The sequence below is a fragment of the Streptomyces sp. NPDC101393 genome (assembly GCF_044767385.1).
GTDB lineage: Bacteria > Actinomycetota > Actinomycetes > Streptomycetales > Streptomycetaceae > Streptomyces.
In genome coordinates, this window is the sequence record NZ_JBIWNU010000004.1 from 532002 (window position 1) to 549016 (window position 17015).

14 protein-coding genes are annotated in these 17015 nt (G+C 70.9%); 13 read left to right on the top strand and 1 reads right to left on the bottom strand.

Features of this window, described 5'->3' with window-relative positions; genetic code table 11:
- Positions 1-131 precede the first annotated feature (131 nt).
- Positions 132-692, bottom strand: coding sequence for a beta-class carbonic anhydrase (locus ACIRQ7_RS15830; RefSeq protein WP_404262863.1), 561 nt, complete (start codon positions 690-692; stop codon positions 132-134).
- 489 nt (positions 693-1181) lie between these two features.
- On the opposite strand from ACIRQ7_RS15830, the gene rsmH reads away from it, so the two are divergent.
- From rsmH to ACIRQ7_RS15895, 13 genes are all read left to right on the top strand, one after another.
- Entirely contained in the window at positions 1182-2141 is a 960-nt protein-coding gene (rsmH, locus tag ACIRQ7_RS15835) for a 16S rRNA (cytosine(1402)-N(4))-methyltransferase RsmH (RefSeq protein ID WP_404262864.1), read from the top strand.
- Complete coding sequence (locus ACIRQ7_RS15840) at positions 2138-2758, top strand: septum formation initiator family protein (RefSeq protein ID WP_404262866.1); 621 nt, start codon at positions 2138-2140, stop codon at positions 2756-2758. Before rsmH ends, ACIRQ7_RS15840 begins: the two co-directional genes overlap by 4 nt.
- Positions 2759-2806: 48 nt before the next feature.
- Complete coding sequence (locus ACIRQ7_RS15845; RefSeq protein ID WP_404262868.1) at positions 2807-4756, top strand: peptidoglycan D,D-transpeptidase FtsI family protein; 1950 nt, start codon at positions 2807-2809, stop codon at positions 4754-4756.
- 18 nt (positions 4757-4774) lie between these two features.
- Positions 4775-6541: a UDP-N-acetylmuramoyl-L-alanyl-D-glutamate--2,6-diaminopimelate ligase gene (locus ACIRQ7_RS15850; protein ID WP_401475891.1), complete on the top strand. Its 1767-nt coding sequence runs from the start codon at positions 4775-4777 to the stop codon at positions 6539-6541.
- Positions 6542-6603: 62 nt separating this feature from the next.
- A complete protein-coding gene (gene murF / locus ACIRQ7_RS15855; RefSeq protein WP_404262870.1) occupies positions 6604-8046 on the top strand; it encodes a UDP-N-acetylmuramoyl-tripeptide--D-alanyl-D-alanine ligase in 1443 nt (480 codons plus the stop codon).
- 5 nt (positions 8047-8051) lie between these two features.
- Positions 8052-9116 (top strand): phospho-N-acetylmuramoyl-pentapeptide-transferase, encoded by a 1065-nt coding sequence (mraY, locus tag ACIRQ7_RS15860; RefSeq protein ID WP_401476389.1) that lies wholly within the window; start codon positions 8052-8054, stop codon positions 9114-9116.
- Positions 9117-9154: 38 nt separating this feature from the next.
- Positions 9155-10558, top strand: a complete 1404-nt coding sequence (gene murD / locus ACIRQ7_RS15865) for a UDP-N-acetylmuramoyl-L-alanine--D-glutamate ligase (protein ID WP_404263146.1) — start codon at positions 9155-9157, stop codon at positions 10556-10558.
- A 60-nt stretch (positions 10559-10618) separates the two neighbouring features.
- Complete coding sequence (gene ftsW, locus ACIRQ7_RS15870; RefSeq protein WP_404262872.1) at positions 10619-11968, top strand: putative lipid II flippase FtsW; 1350 nt, start codon at positions 10619-10621, stop codon at positions 11966-11968.
- A gap of 6 nt (positions 11969-11974) precedes the next feature.
- Positions 11975-13063: an undecaprenyldiphospho-muramoylpentapeptide beta-N-acetylglucosaminyltransferase gene (murG, locus tag ACIRQ7_RS15875; protein ID WP_401475882.1), complete on the top strand. Its 1089-nt coding sequence runs from the start codon at positions 11975-11977 to the stop codon at positions 13061-13063.
- A gap of 23 nt (positions 13064-13086) precedes the next feature.
- Positions 13087-13938, top strand: coding sequence for a cell division protein FtsQ/DivIB (locus tag ACIRQ7_RS15880; RefSeq protein ID WP_404262874.1), 852 nt, complete (start codon positions 13087-13089; stop codon positions 13936-13938).
- Positions 13939-14221: 283 nt separating this feature from the next.
- Entirely contained in the window at positions 14222-15451 is a 1230-nt protein-coding gene (gene ftsZ, locus ACIRQ7_RS15885) for a cell division protein FtsZ (protein WP_404262876.1), read from the top strand.
- Between the two features lie 13 nt (positions 15452-15464).
- Entirely contained in the window at positions 15465-16205 is a 741-nt protein-coding gene (gene pgeF / locus ACIRQ7_RS15890) for a peptidoglycan editing factor PgeF (protein WP_404262878.1), read from the top strand.
- Positions 16181-16924 carry a YggS family pyridoxal phosphate-dependent enzyme gene (locus ACIRQ7_RS15895; RefSeq protein WP_404262879.1) on the top strand — a complete coding sequence of 248 codons (744 nt, stop codon included), beginning with the start codon at positions 16181-16183 and terminating at the stop codon, positions 16922-16924. The genes pgeF and ACIRQ7_RS15895 overlap by 25 nt, the downstream gene beginning before the upstream one ends.
- The last annotated feature ends 91 nt before the right edge of the window (positions 16925-17015 follow it).

Here is a 17015-nt window from a genome sequence, read left to right on the forward strand (position 1 = left end):
GCCGGGTCCGGTGGCCGCGGGGGAAAGATCCCGGCCACCTTCGGGTCCGGGCGAAGAGGGGGATACCGCATCCCGCCGCGGCGGAGCTGCCGGGGCGGGCACGGTGGCGGGCCCGGGGGCCCGCCGGTGTGTCAGCTCTGCGGGTCGATCTCCCGCAGCAGCCCCGTCGTCACGTCGAAGACGAATCCGCGGACGTCGTCGGTGTGGAGCAGGAAGGGCGAGGTGCGTACCCGCTGCATGGACTGGCGGACGTCCTCGTCGAGGTCCTTGAACGCCTCGACCGCCCAGGTGGGCCGCTGTCCGACCTCGGCCGCCAGCTCGTGGCGGAAATCCTCGGTCAGGCTGAGCAGCCCGCAGTTGGTGTGGTGGATGAGCACGACCGAGCGGGTGCCGAGCGCGCGCTGGCTGATCGTCAGCGACCGGATGATGTCGTCGGTGACCACGCCGCCCGCGTTGCGGATGGTGTGGCAGTCGCCCAGCTCCAGGCCCAGCGCGTCGTGCAGATCGATCCGGGCGTCCATACAGGCCACGACGGCGACCTGGAGGACGGGCCGGGCATCCATCCCGGGGTCGGTGAAGGCGGCGGCGTATTGCTCGTTCGCCGCCACGAGACGGTCAGTGACCGTGCCGCCGGAGGGGACGGCGGCGCTGTCAGCGGACGGGGGCAGCGGCTGCGACGCAGGTATGGACATGGATTCAACTTAATCGTCGACGGCCCGTCCGGCTGCATGTGAGGACGGGCATAGGGGGCAACATCACTCCTTGTGAGGTACTCCACAAGGGCATCCGGGCCGCCGCCGTCCGGGTGAGAAGGCCCCGCGAAAGCCGTCGCGGGACGCGCGGAACCGGTTGATTGACCGGGGCGGGCGGTGGACTAAAGTGGCGCGAAGTGGGAGGCGTGAAGCTCTCCTTGGATCCCGAATCCGCGTGCGCGTCCGTACGTACGGCTCGGCCTCCTCCCGCTCCACGGTCTTCCGACGGCACTTCCCCGTCGCCGGATGACCACTTCCCCTTCAGAGCGGGCGGGGACCAAGCGGTACGTGCGGCATCCCCCAGCCAACGGCCGGGGACCCACCTGCCGACCATCCCATCGGAAGGCATATGAGCGAGCGCAGCGAGCGAATCGGAAAGAGGTGCGCGCTCTGCCACGGCAGGCCCGCCGAGCGAAGCGGGGAGGGCGCATGAGCAACAACACCCGCCACGTCCCCGTCATGCTCCAGCGCTGCCTGGACATGCTCGCCCCCGCCCTCGCCGAACCCGGCGCGACCGTCGTCGACTGCACGCTCGGCCTCGGGGGGCACAGCGAGGCACTGCTCGCCACGTTCCCCGCGGCCCGGCTCGTCGGCCTCGACCGCGACCCGTCCGCCCTGAAGCTCGCGGGCGAGCGACTGGCGCCGTACGGCGAGCGCGCCACCCTGGTGCACGCCGTCTACGACGAGCTCCCCGGCGTCCTCGACCGGCTCGGGCTGCCGCGCGTCCAGGGCGTGCTGTTCGACCTCGGCGTCTCCTCCATGCAGCTCGACGAGGCCGACCGCGGCTTCGCGTACGCCCAGGACGCCCCGCTGGACATGCGGATGGACCAGACGACCGGCATCAGCGCCGCGGACGTCCTCAACACCTACGCACCCGGTGAACTCGTCCGGATCCTGCGCGCCTACGGCGAGGAGAAGCAGGCCAAGCGGATCGTCGAGGCGGTCGTGCGCGAGCGGGTGCAGCAGCCGTTCAGCAACAGTGCCCGGCTGGTCGAACTGATCCGGGACGCGCTGCCGCAGGCCGCCAAGCGCACCGGCGGCAACCCCGCCAAGCGCACGTTCCAGGCGCTGCGCATCGAGGTCAACGGCGAGCTGGCCAGTGTGGAGCGGGCCATTCCGGCCGCCGTGAAGTCGCTGGCGGTCGGCGGCCGGATCGCCGTGCTGTCCTACCAGTCGCTGGAGGACCGCCTCGTCAAGCAGGTCTTCGCGGCCGGCGCCGCCAACACCGCACCGGCCGGGCTGCCGGTCGTCCCCGAGCAGTACCAGCCGCGGCTGAAGCTGCTCACCCGGGGCGCCGAGCTGCCCACGGAGGAGGAGGTCGCCGAGAACCGGCGCGCCGCCCCCGCCCGGCTGCGCGGCGCCGAGCGCATCCGCGAGGACATCGCGTGAAGGCCAAGGGGAAGGTGCGCGGCGGGGCGGGACGCCTGGCCGCGCTCTTCCCCTCCGGAGCGGGCACCGCGGCGCGCACGCCCTTCGTGCTGCTGGTCGTCGTGCTGCTCGGCTCCGGACTCATCACCCTGCTGCTGCTCAACTCCGCCCTCAACCAGGGCTCGTTCGAACTCAGCAGACTGGAGCGGAAGACCGGCGAGCTGAAGGACGAGCAGCAGGCGCTGCAGCAGGACGTGGACACCTTCTCGGCCCCCGGCGCGCTCGAACGCCGCGCCCGCCAGCTGGGGATGGTCCCGGGCGGCAACCCGGCGTTCCTGCTGCCGGACGGTACGGTCCGCGGCCGCCCGAGCGAGGCCACGGCCGAACCGTCGTCGCTGAGCGCCCCCGCCGGCCCGTCACTCCTGCCCCCGCCCGCGGCGCCGAGCGCGCCGGCCACGCCGAAGGCGCCGGGCCCGTCGGCCTCGCCGGGGACTCCGCGGGCCGCGGCCTCCCCGGCACCGCACACCCCCGCTCCCGCTCCCTCCGCCGCTCCGCACACCCCCGCCTCCCCGGCGGGCCCCGCACGGCCCGCGCCCGGCAGTCCGCCCGCCCCCACCCCGACGACCGCCGGCAGGTGACCCCGTGACGCGTCCCACCGCCCCCGCGCACGCCCCGGAGAACGCGGCATGACCGGGCCCAGGGACCCCCGCAGGCGGGTACCGCCCCCGGCCCGCGGCGGCGGACCGCGCCCCGCGGCCGGCCGCACCGCGCACGGCCCCGGCGCCCGCAGGCAGCCCCCCGCCGCGCTCCGCCTGGGCAGCCCGCGCCCCCGGCTGCGGCTGGTGTCCCTCGCGCTCACGCTGATCATGCTGGTCTTCGTCGTACGGCTCTTCCAGGTGCAGGCCGTGGATGCCTCGACGGTCGCCGCCAAGGCCAACGAGAACCGCTATGTGCCGGTCAAGCTGGCGGCCGAGCGCGGCGCCATCACCGACCGCGGCGGCGTCGACCTGGCGACCACCGTCGACGCGTACGACATCACCGCCGACCCGAGCCTGCTGGCGCCCGGCAAGACCAAGATCGACGACGCTCCGCAGCAGGCCGCGGCGCTGCTCGCGCCGATCCTCGACGAGGACCGGGCCACCCTCGCCGGGAAGCTCGCCAAGCCCAAGGCCCGCTACGTACTCCTCTCCCGCCAGCAGACCCCGCAGGTCTGGAAGCAGATCAAGGACCTCCGCCAGGGGCTCGACGCCAAGGCGGCCGCCGCCCCCAAGCGCGCCCCCCGCCCGAACGTCCTGGTCGGGATCTTCGCCGACAAGCACAGCAAGCGGGTCTACCCGAACAAGGACCTCGCCTCGGGGGTCCTCGGCTTCGTCAACAGTGAGGGCAAGGGCGCCGGCGGCCTGGAGGCGCGTCTCGACAAGCCTCTCGCCGGCAAGGACGGCAAGCTCGTCTACGCGCAGTCCGGCGGCCGACGGGTCCCCACCGCCGACACCCAGGAACACCCCGCCGTCCCCGGCACCGACGTCGAGCTGACCCTCGACCGGGACATCCAGTGGGCGGCCCAGCAGGCCATCAGCAAGCAGGTCGCGAAGTCCAGGGCGGACCGCGGCTACGTCGTCGTCCAGGACACCCGGACGGGCCAGATCCTGGCGCTCGCCAATTCGCCCGGCTTCGACCCCAACGACATCTCCAAGGCCGACGCGGACGCGCTGGGCAACGCCGCGCTCTCCGACGCCTTCGAGCCCGGCTCCACCAGCAAGCTGATGTCGATGGCCGCCGTCCTGGAGGAGGGCGTGGCGACCCCCGCCACCCGGGTCACCGTGCCCAACCGGCTGCACCGCGGCGACCGGCTGTTCGCCGACGACATCGACCACGCCACCTGGCATCTCACCCTCAACGGCGTGCTCGCCAAGTCCAGCAACATCGGCACCATCCTGGCGACCGGGCAGCTCGGCAAGACCCAGCCGCAGGCCAACCAGGTCCTCTACTCCTACCTGCGGAAATTCGGGATCGGAAAGCCCACCGGGCTCGGCTTCCCGGGTGAGACGGCAGGGCTGCTGGCCAAGCCGAAGGACTGGAACACCTCGCAGCAGTACACGATCCCCTTCGGCCAGGGGCTCTCCCTGAACGCCGTCCAGGCCGCCTCCGTCTATTCCACGATCGCCAACGGCGGCGAGCGCATCGCCCCCTCCCTGGTGCGCGGCACCACCGGCCCCGACGGCCGCTACGTCCCGTCGCCCAAGCCCGAGCGGAACCGCGTCGTCAGCCCGAAGACCGCCGCAACCCTCGCCACCATGCTGGAATCGGTGATCGACGACGAGGAAGGCACCGGCGCGAAGGCGAAGATCGACGGGTACCGCGTCGGCGGCAAGACCGGCACCTCCAACCGGGTGGACCCGCAGACCGGCAGGTACCACGGCTACACGGCCTCCTTCGCCGGATTCGCGCCCGCCGACAAGCCCCGCATCACCGTCTACTGCGCCGTCCAGAACCCCACCAAAGGCAGCTATTTCGGCGGCCAGATCTGCGGGCCGATCTACCAGCAGGTCATGGAGTTCGCGTTGAAAACCCTCCAGGTCCCGCCGACCGGCACCCAGTCCCCCCGACTTCCGGTCTCCTTCAAGCCAGGCGAATGAAATCGAGGCAATACCGCCGTGACGACGATCACTCCCGACAGCGCGCCGGACGGTACTCCCGACACCGGGAACTGTTCCTCCGCACGGCCCTCACTTCGCCCCGGGCCTGTGGTGCCCGGTACGCTCACCGCCGTGTCACACGCTGATCAGTCCCCCAAGGCCCAGAACGCTGAGAAGGGCGGCCCCGGCAAATATCCGGGAGCGCCGCGCCCCGAGCGGGTCCGCCCCACCCCCCTGGCGGACCTCGCCGAGCAGCTGGGTATCCAGGCTCCCACCGAGGGCGCGTCCCCCGGTGCGGGCGGCGCCGCCCAGCCCGTCGCGGTCACCGGCATCACCCACGACTCCCGGGCGGTCCGCCCCGGTGACGTCTACGCGGCGCTGCCGGGTGCCCGTCTGCACGGCGCGGATTTCGTCGCCCAGGCCGCCGACCTCGGCGCCGCCGCGATCCTGACCGACCCCTCGGGCAGCGAACGCGCCGCGGAGACCGGCCTGCCGGTCCTCGTCGTCGAGAATCCGCGCGCCCGGATGGGTGCGCTGGCCGTCTCGATCTACGGGACCCCGGGCGCCGACCTCCTCCAGATCGGCATCACCGGCACCTCCGGCAAGACCACCACCGCGTACCTCATCGAGGGCGGGCTGCGTGCCGCCGCCGCGAAGGGCGACGGTTCGCTGACCGGCCTGATCGGCACCGTCGAGACCCGGATCGGCGGTGAGCGCATCAAGTCCGAGCGCACCACCCCCGAGGCCACCGACCTGCAGGCGCTGTTCGCGGTGATGCGCGAGCGCGGAGTCCGCGCGGTCGCCATGGAGGTCTCCAGCCACGCGCTGGTCCTCGGCCGGGTGGACGGCTGCGTCTTCGACGTCGCGATCTTCAACAACCTCAGCCCGGAGCACATGGAGTTCCACTCCGGCATGGAGGACTACTTCCAGGCCAAGGCCCGGCTCTTCACCAAGGCCCGCAGCCGCGCCGGCGTCGTCAATCTCGACGACGAATACGGCAAGCGGCTGGCCGCGGGCGAGTCCGAGGTCCCGGTCACCACCTTCTCCGCCGAGGGCCACCCGGACGCCGACTGGCGCGCCGCGGACGTCGAGGTCGGAGCCCTGGGCTCCACCTTCACCGTGCACGGCCCGGCCGGCGAGCGGCTGCGCGCCGCCTCGCCGATCGCCGGACCGTTCAACGTCGCCAACGCGCTCGCCGCCATCACCTCGCTCGTCGTCGCGGGCATCGACCCGCAGACGGCGGCCGACGGCGTCGCCGCCGTCCCCGGTGTCCCCGGCCGCCTGGAGCGCATCGACGCGGGCCAGCCCTACCTCGCCGTCGTCGACTACGCGCACAAGACCGACGCCGTCGAATCGGTGCTGCGCGCGCTGCGCAAGGTCACCGACGGCAAGCTGCACGCGGTCCTCGGCTGCGGCGGCGACCGCGACCCGCACAAGCGCGTCCCGATGGGATCCGCGGTCGCCCGACTCGCCGACACCGCCGTGCTGACCTCCGACAATCCCCGTAACGAGGACCCGCTCTCGATCCTCGCCACCATGCTCGCGGGCGCCGCCGAGGTGCCCATCCACGAGCGCGGCACGGTGCTGGTCGAGGAGGAGCGGGCCGCCGCCATCGCCGCCGCCGTCGCCCGCGCGGAGCCGGGCGACACCGTGATCGTCGCGGGCAAGGGCCACGAGCAGGGCCAGGACATCGCCGGAGTGGTACGCCCCTTCGACGACCGCCAGGTCCTGCGCGAGGCCATCGAGGCTTCCTTGAAGTCACCGCAGCCGAACCACCAGGGATGACACACCGCCATGCGCGCACAACCCTTCCGTTGGCACCTCCTGCCCCTCGCCGGGGGTGACCTGTGATCTCCCTGTCCCTCGCCGAGATCGCGAGCATCGTCGGCGGGCAGCAGCACGACATACCGGATGACGGCCTCCAGGTCACCGGCCCGGTCGTGACGGACTCCCGCGCCGTACGCCCCGGCGGCCTCTTCGTGGCCTTCGCCGGTGAACGCGTCGACGGCCACGACTACGCCGTCACAGCCGTCGAGGCGGGCGCGGTGGCCGTACTGGCCGCCCGGCCCCTCGGCGTTCCCGCGATCGTGGTCCACGACGTCGTCGCCGCGCTCGGGGCCCTCGCCCGCGCCGTCGTCGAGCGCCTGGGCACCACCGTCGTCGGCCTCACCGGCTCGGCCGGCAAGACCAGCACCAAGGACCTGATCGCCCAACTCCTGCAGCGGCACGGCCCGACCGTGTGGCCTGAGGGCAACCTCAACAACGAGATCGGGCTGCCGCTGACCGCGCTGCGCGCCGACGCCGGCACCCGCCATCTCGTCCTGGAGATGGGCGCCCGCGGCGTCGGGCACATCCGTTACCTCGCCGGGCTGACCCCGCCCCGGATCGGTGTGGTGCTGAACGTCGGCACCGCGCACATCGGCGAGTTCGGCGGCCGTGAGCAGATCGCGCAGGCAAAGGGCGAACTCGTCGAGGCACTGCCGGCCGCCGACGACGGCGGCATCGCCGTCCTCAACGCCGACGACCCCTACGTACGCACCATGGCCGTGCGGACCAAGGCCCGTACCGTCCTGTTCGGCGAGGCCGCGAACGCCGACATCCGTGCCGAGAATGTCCATCTCAGCCCCCAAGGTCAGCCTGCCTTCACGCTTCACACACCCTCCGGGTGCAGCGATGTGACCATGCGGCTGTACGGTGAGCACCACGTGTCGAACGCGCTCGCCGCGGCCGCCGTCGCCCATGAGTTGGGCATGCCCGTGGACGAGATCGCCACCGCGCTCTCCGAAGCCGGCACGCTCTCCCGCTGGCGGATGGAGGTCACCGAGCGCGCGGACGGCGTGACGGTCGTCAACGACGCCTACAACGCGAATCCCGAGTCCACACGAGCGGCGCTGCGCGCGCTGGTCGCGATGGGCGCAGCCGGCAAGGCGGAGGGCGGTCGTACGTGGGCGGTGCTCGGTGAGATGGCCGAGCTGGGCGAGGACGCACTCGCCGAACACGACGCGGTCGGGCGGCTCGCCGTCCGGCTCAACGTCAGCAAGCTCGTGGCAGTCGGCGGCAGGGAAGCGGCCTGGCTGCGAATGGGCGCTTATAACGAGGGTTCGTGGGGTGAGGAGTCGGTGCACGTGTCCGACGCGCGGGCGGCGATCGACCTGTTGCGCAGCGAGCTGCGACCGGGAGACGTCGTGCTGGTGAAGGCGTCCAGGTCAGTGGGGCTTGAACGGGTCGCCGCGGCATTGCTGGACGGCGAGAGCGTACCCCTCGCCGAGGGCGGAGCCGCGTCCCGATGAACTCGATGAAGCAGATCCTCTTCTCCGGAATGATCGGGCTCTTCCTGACCTTGATCGGCACTCCGGTACTGATCAAGCTGCTGGCCAAAAAGGGCTACGGGCAGTTCATCCGCGACGACGGGCCGCGGGACCACCACAGCAAGCGCGGTACGCCCACCATGGGTGGTATCGCCTTCATCCTGGCCACGATCATCGCGTACGCGCTGACCAAGGTCATCACGAGCAGCGACCCCACCTTCTCCGGTGTGCTGGTGCTGTTCCTGATGGCGGGCATGGGCCTGGTCGGGTTCCTCGACGACTACATCAAGATCGTCAAGCAGCGTTCGCTCGGCCTGCGGGCCAAGGCGAAGATGGCCGGCCAGCTGATCGTCGGCATCACCTTCGCGGTGCTCTCGCTGCAGTTCGCCGACCTGCGCGGACAGACCCCGGCATCCGACCGGCTGTCCTTCACCCAGGACTTCGGCTGGCAGGTCGGCCCGGTGATCTTCGTGATCTGGGCGCTGTTCATGATCCTGGCGATGTCCAACGGCGTGAACCTCACCGACGGTCTCGACGGTCTCGCGACCGGCGCCTCGGTGATGGTCTTCGGCGCCTACACCTTCATCGGCATCTGGCAGTACCAGGAGTCGTGCGCCAACCAGATCACCGCCGGGCCCGGTTGTTACGAGGTCAGGGATCCGCTCGACCTCGCGGTCGTCGCATCGGCCCTGATGGGTGCCTGCTTCGGCTTCCTGTGGTGGAACACCTCGCCCGCCAAGATCTTCATGGGTGACACCGGCTCGCTGGCCCTGGGCGGCGCGCTGGCCGGTCTGGCGATCTGCTCCCGCACCGAGATGCTGATGGCCGTCCTCGGCGGCCTCTTCGTCCTCATCACCATGTCCGTGGTGATCCAGGTCGGGTCCTTCCGCCTCACCGGCAAGCGTGTCTTCCGCATGGCGCCACTTCAGCATCACTTCGAACTGAAGGGCTGGAGCGAAGTGCTGGTGGTGGTCAGATTCTGGATCATCCAGGGCATGTGCGTGATCGTCGGACTCGGCATCTTCTACGGCGGCTGGCAGGCCGCCAAGTGACCGCGTACGACCCGCGGGCCCCCGAGGAATTCGCCGGTATGCGCATCACCGTCGCCGGCCTCGGCGTGAGCGGCGTACCCGCCGCCCGCGCCCTGGCCGGCCTCGGCGCCACCGTCACCGTCGTCAACGGCATTGACGGTGAGCGGCCGCGCGCGCAGGCCGCCGAACTGGAGCCGCTGGGCGTCACGGTCCGGCTCGGCGACGGCGACACCCTGCCCGAGGGCACCGAACTCGTCGTCACCACCCCCGGCTGGAAGCCCACCAGCCCGCTCTTCGTCGCGGCCGAAGCGGCCGGCGTCCCCGTATGGGGCGATGTCGAGCTGGCCTGGCGGCTGCGCGGGCCCGACTCCGCGCCCTGGCTCGCCGTCACCGGCACCAACGGCAAGACCACCACCGTCCGGATGCTCGCCGCGATCCTGGAGGCCGAAGGGCTGCGCACCGCCGCCGTCGGCAACATCGGCGTGCCGCTGGTCGACGTCGTGCTCGGTGAGAGCACGGACCGGCCGTACGACGTCCTCGCCGTGGAACTCTCCAGCTACCAACTGCACTGGGCGCCCTCCGTGCGCGCCCACTCCGCGACCGTCCTCAACCTCGCACCCGACCACCTCGACTGGCACGGCTCCATGGAGGCGTACGCCGCCGACAAGGGCCGGATCTACGAGGGCAACACCGTCGCCTGCGTCTACAACGTCGCCGACAAGGCGACCGAGGACCTGGTGCGGTCGGCGGACGTCGAGGAGGGCTGCCGTGCGATCGGCTTCACCCTCGGCACCCCTGGCCCCTCCCAACTCGGCGTCGTCGAGGGCATCCTCGTCGACCGTGCCTTCGTCGAGAACCGGCAGCAGCAGGCGCAGGAGCTGGCCGAGGTCGCCGACGTCACGCCGCCGGCCCCGCACAACATCGCCAACGCCCTTGCGGCGGCCGCCCTCGCCCGCGCCTTCGGCGTGCGCCCCACGGCGGTACGCGACGGACTGCGTGCCTTCCACCCCGACGCGCACCGCATCCAGCACATCGCGGACGTCGACGGCGTCAGCTACATCGACGACTCCAAGGCCACCAACACCCACGCCGCCGAGGCGTCGTTGGCGGCGTACGAGCACATCGTGTGGATCGCCGGCGGCCTCGCCAAGGGAGCGACCTTCGACGAGCTGGTGACGAAGTCCGCGGCGCGGCTGCGCGGTGTGGTGCTGATCGGCGCCGACCGCGCGCTGATTCGCGAAGCCCTGGCGCGACACGCCCCGGATGTCCCGGTGGTCGACCTCGACCGGACCGACACTGGGGCGATGCCCGAGGCGGTTCGGGAAGCAGCCCGCCTGGCCGAGCCCGGCGACACGGTCCTGCTGGCCCCGGCCTGTGCCTCGATGGACATGTTCGTGAACTACAACAAGCGGGGCGACGCCTTCGCCGACGCGGTCGGCGAGCTGACCGCACGGGATCGCTAGACCGCTTCTCCCCGCTGTCGCCGGGAACCGGCGCCGAGCGCACCTGTGGAGGGGACGAGGATGACGGCCCGATCGGCGAAGTCGGCCCCACCGCGTCCGGCACGCCGGACCTCCCTGGTGCGCCCGCCGCGCGCTCCGCGTACACGGGGTGGACCGCGGCGGCTCTACGCACAGGCGAAACGGGCCTGGGACCGGCCGCTGACGGCCTACTACCTGATCCTCGGGGGCAGCCTCCTCATCACCGTCCTGGGGCTGGTGATGGTCTACTCCGCCTCCCAGATCAAGGCCCTGCAGTCCGGCCTCGCCCCGACGTTCTTCTTCCGCAAGCAGCTGCTCGCCGCCGTCCTCGGTGGCGGACTGCTTCTGGTCGCGTCCCGGATGCGCGTCAAGCTGCACCGTGCGATGGCCTATCCGCTGCTCGCCGGCTCCGTCTTCCTCATGATCCTGGTGCAGGTGCCCGGGATAGGGGTCGCGGTCAACGGCAACCAGAACTGGATCAACCTCGGCGGTCCTTTCCAGATGCAACCGAGCGAGTTCGGCAAACTCGCGCTCGTCCTGTGGGGCGCCGACCTGCTCGCCCGCAAACAGGACAAGAAGCTGCTGGCCCAGTGGAAGCATCTGCTGGTGCCGCTCATCCCGGTCGCCTTCCTGCTGCTCGGGCTGATCATGCTCGGCGGCGACATGGGTACCGCGATCATTCTCACGGCCATCCTCTTCGGCTTGCTCTGGCTGGCCGGAGCGCCCACCCGGCTGTTCGTGGGCGTGCTCGCGGCCGCCGGGGTGATCGGGGCGCTGCTGATCAAGACCAGCGCCAACCGGATGTCCCGGCTCGCCTGCATCGGCGCCACCGATCCGGGCCCCGGGGATCAGTGCTGGCAGGCCGTACACGGCATTTATGCCCTGGCGTCCGGCGGATTCTTCGGTTCCGGGCTGGGCGCGAGTATGGAAAAATGGGGTGAACTCCCTGAACCGCACACCGACTTCATCTTCGCCATCACCGGGGAGGAACTGGGTCTGGCGGGGACGCTGTCGGTGCTCGCCCTCTTCGCGGCTCTAGGCTATGCGGGTATCCGCGTGGCCGGACGTACGGAGGATCCCTTCGTCAGGTATGCCGCGGGAGGCGTGACCACCTGGATCACGGCGCAGGCCGTGATCAACATCGGTGCGGTGCTCGGCCTGTTGCCGATCGCCGGTGTCCCGCTCCCGCTGTTCTCCTACGGAGGCTCCGCGCTGCTTCCGACGATGTTCGCCATCGGGCTGCTGATCGCCTTCGCGCGTGACGAGCCCGCTGCACGGGCGGCGTTGGCGGCACTGGCCACGCGGAAGCCGGTTTTCGGAAGGAAACCGGCTGGGGTGAGATGGAAGACGATGAGACGGCGCGTCAAGAAGCGACCGTCCGGAGAGCGGTGAATTTCGGTGCATGTCGTACTCGCCGGTGGGGGGACCGCCGGCCACATCGAGCCCGCGCTCGCCCTCGCGGACGCCCTGCGGAGGCAGGACCCGACCGTGGGTATCACGGCTCTCGGCACGGAGAAGGGACTGGAGACCCGGCTCGTCCCTGAGCGGGGTTACGAACTCGGCCTGATCCCCGCCGTACCGCTGCCACGCAAGCCCACCCCCGAACTGATCACCGTCCCCGGGCGGCTGCGCGGCACGATCAAGGCCGCCGAACAGATCCTGGAGCGCACCAAGGCCGACTGCGTCGTCGGCTTCGGCGGCTATGTGGCACTGCCCGGCTACCTGGCCGCCAAGCGGCTCGGCGTGCCGATCATCGTCCACGAGGCCAACGCCCGCCCCGGCCTGGCCAACAAGATCGGTTCGCGATACGCCAAGTTCGTCGCCGTCAGCACCCCCGAGAGCAAGCTGCGCGGCGCCCGCTATGTCGGGATCCCGCTGCGCCGCACCATCGCCACCCTCGACCGCGCGGCGGTCCGCCCCGAGGCGCGGGCCGCGTTCGGCCTCGACCCCAACCTCCCGACGCTGCTGGTGTCCGGCGGTTCGCAGGGCGCACGCCGGCTCAATGAGGTCATCCAGGCCGCCGTCCCCGCGCTGCAGCGCTCCGGCATCCAGGTCCTGCACGCGGTCGGCCCGAAGAACGAACTGCCGCACGTGGACAACATGCCCGGGATGCCGCCGTATGTCCCGGTACCGTACGTGGACCGGATGGATCTCGCGTACGCCGCTGCCGACATGATGCTCTGCCGCGCGGGCGCGATGACCGTCGCCGAACTGTCCGCCGTCGGGCTCCCGGCCGCCTACGTCCCGCTGCCCATCGGCAACGGCGAACAGCGGCTCAACGCCCAGCCGCTGGTCAACGCCGGCGGCGGCCTGCTGGTCGACGACGCCCAGCTGACCCCGGAGTGGGTGCAGAACACCGTGCTCCCGGTCCTGGCCGATCCCCACCGGCTGTACGAGATGTCCCGCGCGGCCTCCGAGTTCGGCCGCAGGGACGCCGACGAGCTCCTCGTCGGCATGGTCTACGAGGCGATCGCCCAGAACAACTAGCGGGCGAGAGAGAGCAGGAGAGCGTGGCCGGACCGACGACCGCCCGGCGCGGCGGCGAGAGGGGCCGGGAGAACCGGCCGGACCAGAAGGACTCGCCGTCCGGCCCGCTTTCCGGCAAGCCGCCCCCCGCGCGGCGATTCCCGCGGGTGCGCCTGCGCATTCCCTTTCGCGCGCCGGGCCGTCGCGGTCTGATCATCATTCTTGCGCTCGCGCTGCTGCTCGGCGCGTTCGGCGTCTGGGCCCTCTACGGCTCGAACTGGCTGCGCCTGGAACGCGTCCGGGCCACCGGAACAAAAGTCCTGACACCGGGTGAGGTCGCCGCCGCGGCGCGCGCCCCGATGCATGCGCCGCTGGTTTCCGTGGACACCGACGCGCTCGCCCGGAGGCTGCGCGCGCGGCTGCCGCGCATCAAGAGGGTGGAAGTCGTGCGATCCTGGCCGCACACGATCGGTCTCAAAGTGACCGAAAGGACGCCGGAACTCCTGATGCGATCAGGCGGAAAGTTTGTCGAAGTGGACGCCGAGGGTGTCCGTTTCGCCACCGCCGCGGTTGCTCCCAAGGGTGTTCCGCTTCTGGAAATGACCGCATCCGACTCTCCGAGCCTGCATCGGTTCGGATTCGACCGGTTGCGACGGGAAGCGGTCCGTGTGGCCGGCGATCTCCCCGAGGCCGTGCACAAGGATGTACGGAAGATCCGCGTACGCTCCTACGACTCCGTCGTTCTCGAACTGACGGGGGGCCGCACGGTCGTGTGGGGCAGCGGTGAACAAGGGCCGGAGAAGGCGAAGGTGCTGACCGCACTGCTGAAAGCGGCTCGTGATGCGCGCCACTTCGACATCTCGGTGCCCAGTGCGCCTGCGGTGTCAGCGAGTTGACGTGCGAAGTCGCAGGCCAGCACCCTGGATGGCTACGACTATGGGTGATCACATAGGGTGAAAAGAAAAACGGGAGGTTCGGCGTGTTCGTTGAACGCGCGCGCCTTGTCGACTTAGTGTCTCGTTCCAAAGGGACTATGGAACCAAGGAACACAGGCACAGGTAACCCTAAACTTCAACGTTAGGGTTCGGGTCGGCGATACGGACCGTCCCATCGGCATCAGTCGGCGTCCACACGGAATGTGAGGCGACGACACGTAACTCGAGGCGAGAGGCCTTCGACGTGGCAGCACCGCAGAACTACCTCGCAGTCATCAAGGTCGTCGGCATCGGCGGCGGTGGCGTGAACGCCATCAACCGGATGATCGAGGTCGGGCTCAAGGGCGTCGAGTTCATCGCGATCAACACCGATGCGCAGGCGTTGCTGATGAGCGACGCCGACGTCAAGCTCGACGTCGGCCGCGAAATGACGCGCGGACTCGGCGCGGGCGCCAACCCGGATGTGGGTCGCAAGGCGGCCGAGGACCACCGCGAGGAGATCGAGGAGGTCCTCAAGGGGGCCGACATGGTCTTCGTGACCGCGGGCGAGGGCGGCGGCACCGGCACCGGCGGCGCACCCGTCGTCGCCAACATCGCCCGCTCGCTGGGTGCCCTGACGATCGGTGTGGTCACCCGGCCGTTCACCTTCGAGGGCCGCCGCCGCGCCAACCAGGCCGAGGACGGCATCGCCCAGCTGCGCGAAGAGGTCGACACCCTCATCGTCATCCCCAACGACCGGCTGCTGTCCATCTCGGACCGCCAGGTGAGCGTGCTCGACGCGTTCAAGTCGGCGGACCAGGTGCTGCTGTCGGGTGTCCAGGGCATCACCGATCTCATCACCACCCCCGGCCTGATCAACCTCGACTTCGCCGACGTCAAGTCCGTGATGTCGGAGGCCGGGTCGGCGCTGATGGGCATCGGGTCGGCGCGTGGCGACGACCGCGCGGTGGCCGCCGCGGAAATGGCGATCTCCTCGCCACTCCTGGAGGCGTCCATCGACGGCGCCCGCGGTGTGCTGCTCTCCATCTCCGGTGGCTCCGACCTCGGTCTCTTCGAGATCAACGAGGCCGCGCAACTGGTCAGCGAGGCCGCGCACCCCGAGGCCAACATCATCTTCGGTGCGGTCATCGATGACGCGCTGGGCGACGAGGTCCGGGTGACGGTCATCGCCGCGGGCTTCGACGGCGGCCAGCCGCCGGCCCGCCGCGACTCGCAGTCCGGACTGTCGTCCGCGAAGCGCGAGGAGCCCGCCCCGGCCACGAGCCGTCCGGCCGTTCCGGCCGAGCCGCGCTCGTCGTCGTCCTTCGGCGGACTCGGCGCCGTCCCGGTCAGGGACGAGGAGCCGGCCCCGGCCGAGTCCTCGTCGCTGGGTGAGGTGCCGGCGCCCCCGGCGAACGCCCCGCAGGTTCCCCCGGCCCGTCCGTACTCGGACACCGCGGCCGAGGAGCTGGACGTCCCCGACTTCCTGAAGTGACCGAAGAACCCACGTGATAGGGCAACAGCACCACGAGAGCGGCGCGCATTTCGCCTTCACCGACAGGTGGGGCGGGGTGAGCGCCGCTCCGTATGACCAGCTCAATATGGGCGGCGCGGTCGGCGACGACCCGCGGGCGGTACGCACCAACCGCGAGCTCGCCGCCAAGGAACTCGGCCTCGACCCGGCCGCCGTGGTCTGGATGAACCAGGTCCACGGCAAGGACGTCGCGGTGGTCGACGGGCCGTGGCGCACCGACGACATCCCTTGTGTGGACGCGGTGGTGACCGCCCGCCGGGGTCTCGCTCTCGCCGTACTCACCGCGGACTGCACGCCGGTTCTGCTCGCCGACCCCGTCGCCGGGGTCGCGGCCGCAGCCCACGCCGGCCGGCCAGGCCTGGTCGCCGGAGTCGTGCCGGCGGCGGTCGCGGCGATGACGGAACTCGGCGCCGCACCGTCCCGGATCATCGCCCGCACCGGGCCCGCGGTATGCGGCCGCTGCTACGAAGTCCCCGAGGTGATGCGCTCCGACGTCGCCAGGGCGGTGCCCGAGGCCTACGCGACGACGAGCTGGGGCACCCCGGCGGTGGATGTCGCCGCGGGGGTCGCGGCCCAACTCGCCGCGGCGGGCGTGCAGGCCCGTGAGGATTCACACATCTGCACGCTCGAATCGGCGGACCATTTCTCCTATCGCCGCGACCGCACAACCGGGCGGCTCGCGAGCTACGTATGGCTGGGGGAGGCCGGACTGTGACGGACGACCGCAAGACGCAACTGGCCGGCAATCTCGCGCGGGTGGAGGAGCGGATCTCCGCCGCCTGCGCCAAGGCCGGCCGGCCGCGCGACGACGTGACGCTGATCGTCGTCACCAAGACCTACCCGGCGAGCGATGTCCGGCTGCTCGCGGAGCTGGGAGTGCGCCATGTCGCGGAAAATCGCGATCAGGATGCGGCGCCCAAGGCCGCGGAATGCGCCGATCTGTCCCTTACTTGGCACTTCGTCGGTCAATTGCAGACGAACAAGGTCCGATCCGTTGCCGGTTATGCCGGACTTGTTCAGTCCGTCGACCGCGCCCGGCTGGTGACGGCGCTCTCCAAGGAAGCGGTGCGCGCCGGACGTGAACTGGGCTGCCTGATCCAGGTCGCGCTCGACGCCGAGTCGGGCGAGCGGGGGGAGCGCGGCGGGGTGGCGCCGGACGGTGTCGAGGCGCTCGCCGAGGTCATCGCCGACGCCCAAGGTCTGCGCCTGGACGGCGTGATGACCGTCGCGCCGCTGGCCGGTGTGTATGCCGGCCGCCAACTCGCGGCTTTTGAGCGACTGATGGAAATCTCATCCGACCTGCGCCGTGCCCGTCCTGCTGCCAACATGGTGTCAGCAGGCATGAGTGCGGACCTCGAAGACGCCGTCACGGCCGGGGCGACACATGTGCGCGTCGGCACTGCGGTACTCGGAGTCCGACCACAGCTCGGGTAACGTCGCCAAGCAAGTCGGACCACAGCACAAAATATGGTCATTCCCGCAAAAAGCGGGCAGGCCACGTGGATCCAAGGCACCCGGTGACGGA